Source organism: Mycobacterium asiaticum (assembly GCF_001673315.1).
Classification (GTDB): Bacteria; Actinomycetota; Actinomycetes; order Mycobacteriales; family Mycobacteriaceae; genus Mycobacterium; species Mycobacterium asiaticum_B.
The window spans coordinates 43,840-53,936 of sequence record NZ_LZLQ01000029.1 but is presented as its reverse complement, the minus strand read 5'-3'; the positions used below and the strand labels follow the sequence as shown (position 1 = coordinate 53,936).

11 protein-coding genes are annotated in these 10,097 nt (G+C 65.3%); 4 read left to right on the top strand and 7 right to left on the bottom strand.

Annotated elements, in window-relative coordinates:
• Window positions 1–56 precede the first annotated feature (56 nt).
• The 3 genes from A5636_RS05365 to A5636_RS05355 are packed head-to-tail and all read right to left on the bottom strand — an operon-like array spanning window position 57 to window position 2,006.
• Entirely contained in the window at window positions 57–860 is an 804-nt protein-coding gene (locus A5636_RS05365; protein WP_065157666.1) for an Fpg/Nei family DNA glycosylase, read from the bottom strand.
• A 6-nt stretch (window positions 861–866) separates the two neighbouring features.
• The gene (locus A5636_RS05360) at window positions 867–1,346 is read right to left on the bottom strand and encodes a ribose-5-phosphate isomerase (RefSeq protein ID WP_065157675.1); all 480 of its coding nucleotides are present in this window, start codon (window positions 1,344–1,346) and stop codon (window positions 867–869) included.
• Between the two features lie 48 nt (window positions 1,347–1,394).
• On the bottom strand, window positions 1,395–2,006 hold the full coding sequence (locus tag A5636_RS05355; RefSeq protein ID WP_065157665.1) for an Rv2466c family mycothiol-dependent reductase: 612 nt from the start codon (window positions 2,004–2,006) through the stop codon (window positions 1,395–1,397).
• Window positions 2,007–2,096: 90 nt separating this feature from the next.
• On the opposite strand from A5636_RS05355, the gene pepN reads away from it, so the two are divergent.
• Window positions 2,097–4,697: an aminopeptidase N gene (gene pepN, locus A5636_RS05350; protein WP_065157674.1), complete on the top strand. Its 2,601-nt coding sequence runs from the start codon at window positions 2,097–2,099 to the stop codon at window positions 4,695–4,697.
• On the opposite strand, the gene A5636_RS05345 is transcribed toward pepN, so the two are convergent.
• The 4 genes from A5636_RS05345 to A5636_RS05330 all read right to left on the bottom strand — a co-directional run bounded on the left by A5636_RS05345 (window position 4,688) and on the right by A5636_RS05330 (window position 6,864).
• A complete protein-coding gene (locus A5636_RS05345) occupies window positions 4,688–5,425 on the bottom strand; it encodes a hypothetical protein (protein WP_065157664.1) in 738 nt (245 codons plus the stop codon). The two genes, pepN and A5636_RS05345, sit on opposite strands and share 10 nt — an antisense overlap.
• 31 nt (window positions 5,426–5,456) lie before the next feature.
• On the bottom strand, window positions 5,457–5,924 hold the full coding sequence (locus A5636_RS05340) for a DUF5130 domain-containing protein (protein WP_065157663.1): 468 nt from the start codon (window positions 5,922–5,924) through the stop codon (window positions 5,457–5,459).
• Window positions 5,911–6,138 (bottom strand): aa3-type cytochrome oxidase subunit CtaJ, encoded by a 228-nt coding sequence (gene ctaJ, locus A5636_RS26775; protein WP_065157662.1) that lies wholly within the window; start codon window positions 6,136–6,138, stop codon window positions 5,911–5,913. Before ctaJ ends, A5636_RS05340 begins: the two co-directional genes overlap by 14 nt.
• Window positions 6,139–6,216: 78 nt before the next feature.
• Complete coding sequence (locus A5636_RS05330) at window positions 6,217–6,864, bottom strand: HNH endonuclease (RefSeq protein WP_065157661.1); 648 nt, start codon at window positions 6,862–6,864, stop codon at window positions 6,217–6,219.
• A gap of 129 nt (window positions 6,865–6,993) precedes the next feature.
• Here A5636_RS05330 and A5636_RS05325 point away from each other — a divergent pair, with 129 nt between their 5' ends.
• The 3 genes from A5636_RS05325 to A5636_RS05315 all read left to right on the top strand — a co-directional run bounded on the left by A5636_RS05325 (window position 6,994) and on the right by A5636_RS05315 (window position 10,090).
• Window positions 6,994–7,389: a globin gene (locus A5636_RS05325; RefSeq protein ID WP_065157660.1), complete on the top strand. Its 396-nt coding sequence runs from the start codon at window positions 6,994–6,996 to the stop codon at window positions 7,387–7,389.
• Window positions 7,389–8,966 carry a glycoside hydrolase family 13 protein gene (locus A5636_RS05320; protein WP_065157659.1) on the top strand — a complete coding sequence of 526 codons (1,578 nt, stop codon included), beginning with the start codon at window positions 7,389–7,391 and terminating at the stop codon, window positions 8,964–8,966. The genes A5636_RS05325 and A5636_RS05320 overlap by 1 nt, the downstream gene beginning before the upstream one ends.
• Before the next feature lie 107 nt (window positions 8,967–9,073).
• A complete protein-coding gene (locus tag A5636_RS05315) occupies window positions 9,074–10,090 on the top strand; it encodes an FAD/NAD(P)-binding protein (RefSeq protein ID WP_065157673.1) in 1,017 nt (338 codons plus the stop codon).
• Window positions 10,091–10,097 lie beyond the last annotated feature (7 nt).

Below are 10,097 nucleotides of genomic sequence, written 5' to 3'. Positions count from 1 at the left end.
ACGCACTTACGACGTGAGCCGCACCCTCGTCATGATTGTCGTGTGGCGTCCACCAGTCATGTTTGGCAATTCGGGCACCAAAACACGTTGCGGCCTTCGAGCACCGCGGTACGGATGATCTCTCCACACACGCGGCACGGATCACCGGCCCGCCGGTACACATAGGTCCGAGGCCGTCCGGGCGCGTAGGAAGGCGCCCCGTTGTCGTGCTCGGGCCGGACCACGATGATCTTTCCGCGGCGCAGACCGACCTTCATCAGCGCGAGCAAGTCGGCCCACGCGGCGGCGAACTCCGCATCAGTCACCTTCTGACCGGGCCGGTAGGGATCGATGCCGTGGCGGAACAACAACTCGTTGCGGTAGACATTGCCCACCCCCGCGATAACCGTCTGATCCATCAGCAGGGCACCGATAGGTCTGCGCGACTTACTGATCCGCGACCACGGCCACGCCGCGTCGGCATCGGCGCGCAACGGATCAGGCCCCAGTCGGGCGACCACAGCGTCCACTTCAGCCGCATCGAGAACCTCACACACCGTCGGCCCGCGCAGATCGGTGCCGTATTCGGTGCCGACCATGCGCATCCGGACCTGTCCGACCGGTTCGGGTAATACTTCGCCGTCGTGGCGTTCCCATTCCGTGAAGGCGCCGTAGAGGCCTAGGTGCACATGCACGATCCGGCCGCCGTCGTAGTGGTGGAAGAGGTGCTTGCCCCATGCGCTGGCGCGTCGCAGCACTCGACCGTTCACCGCGGCAGCATCGGCGAAGCGTCCCTGCGGGCTGGATACTGCGACCGCGCGACCGGCAAAGCGGCGTTGGTGCAACCGGGCCAGCCGGTGCAGCGTGTGGCCTTCAGGCACCGGCCGTTAGCCTCCTTGACCGGGCACCGGCGGCGCTTCGTGGGTCCGTTCGTATTCGGCCAGAATGTCGATACGGCGTTGGTGGCGTTCGACTTTCGACCAGGGTGTGGACACGAAGGCGTCGACGATGGCCAGTGCGTCGGCCACACTGTGCATGCGTCCACCAATGCCGATCAACTGAGCGTTGTTGTGCTGGCGGGCCAGCGATGCGGTTTCAACGCTCCATGCCAGCGCACAGCGCGCGCCCGGCACCTTGTTCGCGGCGATCTGTTCGCCGTTACCCGACCCGCCCAGCACGATGCCCAGGCTGTCCGGGTCGGCGACCGTGCGCGCCGCTGCGGCGATACAGAACGCGGGGTAATCGTCCTCGGCGTCGTAACTGAACGCGCCGCAGTCGATCGGCTCGTGACCGGTTTTCTTCAGGTGCTCGAAGATCTGTTGCTTGAGTTCGAAGCCGGCGTGATCGGCACCCAGGTAGACGCGCATGCCGGACATTGTGCATCAGATCGGCGGCAACGCCTCCATTCGCACTGTCTAGTCGAACTGCGGAGGCTCGGTACGCGTGCGCTTGAGTTCGAAGAAGTGCGGGTAGGACGCGAAGGTCACCGACGCATCCCAGAGCTTGCCGGCCTCTTCGCCGCGCGGGATCTTGGAGATCACCGGACCGAAGAACGCCACCCCGTTGACGTGGATCGTCGGCGTACCGACGTCTGGTCCGACCGCGTCCATACCGGCGTGATGGCTCTTACGCAGTGCTTCGTCGTAGGCATCGGTGGAGGCGGCCTCGGCCAATTCGGCCGGCAGGCCGGCGTCGGCCAGCGACAGCTTGATGACCTCGTCGAGGTCCTTGTTGCCTTCGTTATGAATCCGGGTTCCCATCGCGGTGTAGAGCGGTTCGAGCACCTCCGGCCCGTGCGCCTGCTCAGCGGCGATGGCCACCCGCACCGGCCCCCACGCCTTCGTCATCATTTCCCGATACTGATCGGGCAGCCCTTCGCGGTTCTCGTTGAGCACCGCCAAACTCATGACGTGCCAGTTGACCTCGATGTCGCGCACCTTCGCCACCTCGAGGATCCACCTGGAGGTGATCCAGCACCACGGACAGAGCGGATCGAACCAAAACCCCGCCACAGACTTCTCGGCCATTACCGCGTCCTCTCGTCGACACATCGGACAGTCCGCTCAGACACAACCGCAGCCACGTCCCGACTGTTCCCAGCCGATATGTTGGATCGTGTGGCCCTACCCAACCTCACCCGGGACCAGGCGGTCGAACGCGCCGCGCTGGTCACTGTGCACAGCTACCAGATCAACCTCGACGTCACCGATGGCTCAGGTAATCCCGGCGAACGCAAGTTTCGGTCCACCACCACCGTGGTGTTCGACGCGCTGGCAGGCGCCGACACGGTAATCGACCTGGCCGCCGACACCATTCACAGCGCCAGCCTCAACGGTCAAGACCTCGACGTGTCGGCATACGACGAGTCGACCGGTATCGCGTTGCGCGGCCTGGCCGATCGCAACGTGGTTGTGGTGGACGCCGACTGCCGCTACTCCAACACCGGCGAGGGCCTGCACCGATTCGTCGACCCGGTCGACGACGAGACATACCTGTACTCGCAATTCGAAACCGCCGACGCCAAACGAATGTTCGCCTGCTTCGATCAGCCGGACCTGAAGGCCACCTTCGACATTCAGGTGACGGCGCCCAAGCACTGGAAAGTGGTGTCCAACGGCGCACCGGTGTCGGTCGAGGACCGCGAGGCGGCCAGCATCCACACCTTTGCCACCACCCCGCGGATGAGCACCTACCTGGTGGCCTTGGTGGCCGGCCCCTATGCGGTGTGGAACGACACCTATAGCGACAAGCACGGCGACATCCCGTTGGGTATCTACTGCCGGTCCTCCCTGGCGCCGCACATGGATGCCGAGCGGCTGTTCACCGAAACCAAGCAGGGCTTCGGTTTCTACCACGAGAACTTCGGCATTCCCTACGCCTTCGGCAAGTATGACCAGCTGTTCGTGCCCGAATTCAACGCCGGCGCAATGGAAAACGCGGGAGCGGTGACATTCCTGGAAGACTACGTCTTCCGCAGCAAGGTGACCCGCGCATCCTACGAGCGGCGGGCCGAGACGGTGCTGCATGAGATGGCCCATATGTGGTTCGGAGACCTGGTCACCATGACGTGGTGGGATGACTTGTGGCTCAACGAATCTTTCGCCACCTTCGCCTCCGTGCTGTGCCAGGCCGAGTCGACCGAATACACCGAGGCGTGGACAACCTTTGCGACCGTGGAGAAGTCGTGGGCATATCGTCAGGACCAGCTGCCCTCCACCCACCCCATCGCCGCGGACATCCCCGATCTGCACGCGGTGGAGGTGAACTTCGACGGCATCACGTACGCGAAGGGCGCCTCGGTGCTCAAGCAACTCGTCGCCTACGTTGGCCTCGACCATTTCCTGGCCGGACTTCGCGACTACTTCCATGCCCACGCATTCGGCAACGCGACCTTCAGCGATCTGCTCTCCGCATTGGAGAAGGCGTCCGGTCGCGACCTGTCGAATTGGGGGCAGCAATGGTTGAAAACCACCGGGCTCAACACATTGCGTCCGGACTTCGACGTCGACGCCGACGGCAAGTTCACCCGGTTCGCAGTCAATCAAAGCGGCGCTGCGCCCGGTAACGGTGAGACCCGGGTGCACCGCGTTGCCGTCGGTATCTATGACGATGACGGCGCCGGCAAGCTGGTCCGGGTCCACCGAGAGGAACTGGACGTCGATGGGGCCGACACCGATGTTCCTGCGTTGGTTGGGGTTTCCCGCGGCAAGCTGGTTCTGGTCAACGACGACGATTTCACGTATTGCTCGCTACGCCTGGACCCCGAATCACTGCAGACCGCATTGCAGCGCATTGCCGACATCGCCGAGCCGTTGCCGCGTTCGCTGGTCTGGTCGGCCGCGTGGGAGATGACGCGCGAGGCCGAACTGCGCGCCCGGGATTTCGTGACGCTGGTGTTGGGCGGGATTCAGGCCGAGACCGAGGTGACGGTCGCACAGCGGTTGCTGTTACAGGCGCAGACCGCGGTGGGTTCGTACGCCGAGCCGAGGTGGGCGCGCGAGCACGGGTGGCCGCTGCTCGCCGACCGGTTGCTGGAGTTGGCGCGCGGCGCGGAACCCGGCTCTGATCATCAACTGGTATTCGTCAATGCGCTGTGCACGTCGGTGTTGTCAGCGCGGCATGTCGACGTGCTGTCGGCGCTGCTCGACGGGGACCCGGCCGAGCAGGGATTGGCGGGCCTGAATGTCGACACCGACCTGCGTTGGCGCGCGGTCATCGCGTTGGCCACCGCGGGCGCGATCGACGCCGACGGCCCGGAATCGCCGCGCATCGACTCGGAGATGCAAAGCGACCGGACGGCAGCAGGCAGACGGCACGGCGCCCAGGCGGCGGCGGCCCGGCCGCAACTCGAGGTCAAGCAGAACGCGTTCACCACGGTGGTCGAGGACGACACTCTGGCCAACGCGATGAGTCGGGCAATGATTGCCGGCATCGCCGCCCCGGGGCAGGCCGAACTGCTCAAACCGTTCACCGCCCGCTACTTCCAGGTCATCCCGGGCGTGTGGGCGCGACGGTCGAGCGAAGTGGCGCAATCGGTAGTGATCGGGCTGTACCCGCACTGGGACATCAGCGAAGAGGCGATTGCTGCTGCGGACTCCTTCCTCCAAGCACCTGAATCCGAGGTGCCGCCGTCGCTGCGACGGCTGGTACTGGAGGGGCAGGCCGGGGTGAAGCGGTCACTGCGGGCACGCAAGTTCGATGCCGACGATCACCGGTAGCCGCCGTCGCGTAGACCGGCCTGTACCTCCAGCCGGTTAGGTTTGTGAAAGACCAACTCGCGGAACAACTCCCAGCTATAGGACCGCAGCATGCCCGCGTATCCCAACGCGGCCCATTGCGCGCTGTGCCGTTCCTCGTGGTGTAGGAGTCGGTCCAGCGCGAGGTCGCCGTCGCCCGATTGGACAATGCCGCGCAATGTCGCAGCGGGGTCAACTCCCGGGGCGGTGTTGAGCATGAAGATGTCACCCCAGGTGGTGCCGCCCCGCTGGCTGAACAGCCGCTGAAGCCAGTTGCCGCCGGCGCCGAGCAATATCCCATTGGGCGTCGTCATCAGGCGACCGCCGTTGCGGTGGACGAAGCGGACGTCCCGCTGATAGCTCCAACTGTTAGCCCGCTGTCGCTGCGCGATTCGCCTGACCTCGTCGGGGCAGTACGCCACCTCCGCGAAATCGTTGATCACTCCCGCACGCTCGCCTGCCTTGCCGTAGTCGGTGCCCGCGTTGAGCACGTACGTCAGCAGGACTGCCCGGCGGACATCGTTGCCGCCGGTTCCGGGCGGAACGAGGAAGAAGGACTTGCCGTGCGAATCGGTGATCTCTTCGAAGCGGTCGAGAAGACCAAAGGCCGTCGCGTCGATCCCGTGCTGTCCGGCGATCTCCACGATGACCTCGGGCGCAACCGCCCGGCGTGCGGCGTTCTCGTGCCACCGCGTCTCATAGGTCTTCACCGTGGCACGAGCGCGCTGCCCACTCCGGCGACTAAGCCGGCGAAATCCCCCCGCTGAGCACTCGAATCGCGCTGACCAACCCGTCGACCAGGTGACCCTGCTCGAAGGCTGACGATGCGGCAGCGACGCCGAGTGGGGCCGCTGATTCGGCACCCCGGCCACGCACCTCGGAGCCGTACACAACCTCGATCACACTCTGGTCCGGCGAGACCGCGAGCAGCACCGCGTTGTTGGGCGTCGGGACCTTGGCCAGGAGTTCCCGAGCCCGAGCAGCGGTGTCGCTACCCAGGTCACCCAGGTAGACGGCGAACCGCGCCTTCGACTTCCGCGACGCGTACTTCAGCGCATCGTCCACGGCGACAAGCTCTTTGATCGAGAACGGGTAGTGCACGGAGAGCTCGCCCGGCTCGGTGACTCCCGAAACCCGCCCGCTCGTAGTGAGCACCCAGCCCCGCGGCAGGTCGGCGGGGTCGATCGTCGCGACTTCACCATGTGCCACTTGCGCCACCTCCAACAGTGAACTCCGACCTGCCGTGCCCACCGTGGGATCCACCGACAGCCTCGTCGGTGGCAGCCCACAGAATCGGCGCGTGTGTCCACTTCTCCGACAGGTCATAGCTCTTCGGGTGCGGCCCCTTGCGGGTCAAGGTCAGCAGCCCCAGTACCACCACCAGCAACAACGGGACACCTACCAACAGCAGGTGAGTCTGCATAGCGTTCACGAGGCAAACCGTATCCCACCCGGGGTTAAACCGGGACACCTAGGACCCGAAATACCCGAGCGTTGCGGGCTAGGCGGCGCCCTCCCCGAGGTAGCGCGCCCACGACGGATCCAGGTCCTTGACCGTTGACAGCAGCCGCCAGTGCTGGCCGGTCGGCGGGAGCGGAGCCCGCCGCAACGCCCAGCCCAGTTCACTGAGCAGCTTGTCGCCCTTGCGGTGGTTGCACGTCGAGCAGCACGCGACGCAGTTCTCCCACGAGTGGTCACCTCCGCGACTGCGCGGCACCACATGGTCGACGGTGTCGGCCTTGGCTCCGCAGTAGGCGCAGCAGAACCGGTCGCGATGCATCAGCGCGGCCCGCGTCATCGGCACCCGGGCTCGATAGGGCACCCGAACGTAGGACCGCAATTGGATGACGGACGGCACGGCGATGGACCGGGTCGCGGAATGGATGACGGAGCCGGCCGGGTCGTCGTGCACCACGTCGGCCTTGCCGCAGATCAACATGACGATGGCGCGGCGCATCGGCAGTGCGGTGAGGGGTTCGTAGGTGGAGTTCAGCAGCAGCACCCGCCGGCGGTTCCAGATCGATGCGTTCTCGTTGCGGGAAGGCGGGTGGGTGTCGACGCTGTGTAGCGATGGCGCAGTCGCAGGCCCTAGTCCAGTTGCCGCGGCACCGGATATGCGGTGGCTGCGGCGTTTGTTGCGCTGCGCCATAAATCCTCCGCCGACAGTTCACCACGATTTGCTGCCGATCGCACGCCTATTGCCGGGGGCACGCGTGTCTATCCGGTGAATACACGGAGCTTCGCGGCCGCAGTTGCCGGTGCCTCACAATGGAGAGCGATGGATCAAACAACAGAGTCTTTCTACGACGCCATCGGCGGGGCCCAGACCTTCGACGCGATTGTCTCGCGCTTCTACCAGCAGGTCGCCGAGGATGAAATTCTGCGTCCGCTGTATCCGGAAGAAGATCTGACGGGCGCCGAAGAGCGGCTGCGGATGTTCCTCGAGCAGTACTGGGGCGGCCCGCGGACCTACTCCGAGCAGCGCGGACACCCTCGCCTGCGGATGCGCCACGTGCCGTTCCGGATCACTGCCCTGGAACGTGACGCCTGGCTGCGGTGTATGCACACCGCGGTCGCGTCCATCGACTCACAGACCCTCGACGACGAGCACCGGCGCCAGCTACTCCAGTATCTCGAGATGGCGGCACACTCCCTCGTCAACGCGACGTTCTGATGGCCGACCAGGCGGCACAGGCGTGGTGGCAGTCCGCGGTGTTCTACCAGGTGTATCCGCGCTCGTTCGCTGACAGCGACGGCGACGGCGTCGGCGACCTCAACGGTCTGGCCGGCCGACTGGATCATCTGGAGCGGCTCGGCGTGGACGCGATCTGGGTCAACCCGGTCACCGTGTCCCCGATGGCCGACCACGGCTACGACGTCGCCGACCCGCGGGACATCGACCCGCTGTTCGGCGGGATGGCCGCTTTCGAGCGGCTGATCGCCGCCGCGCACGCCCGGAACATCAAGGTCACGATGGACGTGGTGCCCAACCACACCAGCTCCCAACACCCCTGGTTTCAGGCCGCGCTGGCCGCCAGGCCCAGCACCGCGGCGCGTGAGCGGTATTTTTTCCGCGATGGCCGCGGACCGGATGGTTCGCTGCCGCCCAACAATTGGGAGTCGGTGTTCGGCGGGCCGGCTTGGACCCGGGTGATCGAGCCGGACGGCAACCCGGGCCAGTGGTACCTGCACCTGTTCGATGCCGAACAGCCGGATCTGAACTGGGACAACCCGGAGATCTTCGACGACTTCGAGAAGACGCTGCGTTTCTGGCTGGAACGCGGTGTGGACGGGTTCCGCATCGACGTTGCGCACGGTATGGCCAAGCCGGCCGGCTTGCCGGATGCCCCGGATGCCACCGTCGAGATCCTGCGGCACAACGACGAGGACCCGCGGTTCAACCGACCGCATGTGCACGCGATCCACCGCGACATCCGCACCGTCATGGACGACTATCCCGAAGCGGTGACTGTCGGCGAAGTGTGGGTCCACGACAACGCGCAATGGGCCGAATACGTACGTTCAGATGAGCTGCATCTCGGCTTCAACTTTCGGCTCACCCGCACCGACTTCGACGCCACCGAGATCCGTTTGGCGGTGCAGAACTCGCTGGCGGCCGCGGCACTGGAAAGCGCCACGCCAACGTGGACGCTGTCCAACCACGATGTGGGCCGCGAAGTCACTCGATACGGGGGCGGCGAGGTGGGTCTGGCTCGGGCGAAGGCCATCGCCATGCTGATGCTCGCCCTGCCCGGCGCGGTGTTCATCTACAACGGTGAGGAGCTGGGTCTGCCCGACGTGGACCTTCCCGACGAGGTCCTGCAGGACCCGACGTGGGAACGCTCGGGGCGCACCGAACGGGGCCGTGATCGGTGCCGGGTTCCGCTGCCGTGGTCAGGCGATGCGCCGCCGTTCGGGTTCTCCACGAATTCCCACACCTGGCTCCCGATGCCTTCCGACTGGGCTTCACTGACCGTCGAGAAGCAAAGCAGCGAACCCGATTCGACGTTGTCGTTCTTCCAGCACATCATCCAATTGCGTAAATCCCGCGCCGAATTCGACGGCACGGCGATCGACTGGCTTTCCTCGCCGCCAGATGCGGTGACCTTCCGGCGCCGCGGCGGCGGCCTGGTCTGCGTGTTGAACGCCGGCGACCGCCCCGTCGCCTTGCCGCCCGGAGAGGTGCTGCTGACCAGCGCGCCCCTGGTGGGCGGCAGGCTGCCGGCAGACAGCGCGGCATGGCTGGCGTGAGGCCGCTTCCCCTTCGGGGGCGAGTTGCTCTACTTTCGGCGGCGCGTTGCCGTAATTTCGGCGGCGCGTTGCTCTATAGGTGATGCATGACGACCTACGCGTGGGCAGTGATCGGAGCGGGACCCGCCGGAATCGCGGCGGTGGGACGCCTGCTGGACCACGGCATCCCGCAGGAGAAACTCGCCTGGATCGACCCGGCGTTCGGCGCGGGCGACGTGGGTGCGAAATGGCGGTCGGTCTCCAGCAATACCGTCGCGGCAACCTTTTTGGAATACCTCAACGGCTCCAACGCATTTCGGTTTGGCGAGGCGCCACCACTGCCGCTGCGCGAAGTCGATCCCCCCGAGACATGCGCGCTCGCCCTGGTGGCCGACCCGTTGTTGTGGATCACCGATCACCTGGTCGAGCGGGTACCTACCTTTCGGACGACGGCGACCGCGCTCTATCTGGAGAAGAGACGGTGGCGGATCGAGACCAAGAACCAAACGATCGTCGCCGACAACGTGATTCTTGCCGTCGGTGCGGTGCCCCGGAAACTGGACTATCCGCAATTGGACGAAATCCCGGTGGAAGTCGCTCTTGATCCGGACAGGCTCGCCGAGGAGTCGCTGGACGGCGCGACGGTCGCCGTCTTCGGTTCTTCCCACTCGTCGATGATCGCGCTGCCCAATCTCTTGCGTCATCCGGTCGCGAAAGTGGTGAATTTCTACCGCGCTCCACTCAAATACGCTGTCTACCTGGATGATTGGATCTTGTTTGACGACACCGGACTAAAGGGGCGGGCGGCCGATTGGGCTCGGGAGAACATCGACGGGGTTTATCCGGACCGATTGGAACGGTGCTGGGTGTCCGGCCCCGAATTCGAAGCCAAACTCGGCGAGTGTGACCGCGTTGTCTACACCGTCGGTTTCGATCGCAGAAGGCTGCCGGCGACACCGCAGTGGGGACCGTTGGACTACAACCAGCAGAACGGGATCATCGCGCCCGGCCTGTTCGGACTGGGGATCGCGTTCCCCGAGTACGCGGAGGACCCTTACGGCTATGGGCAGTATCGGGTGGGTCTGAAGAAGTTCATGGACCACCTCAACTCCGTGTTGCCGTTGTGGACGGTGTACAGCACTTAGAAAGCCC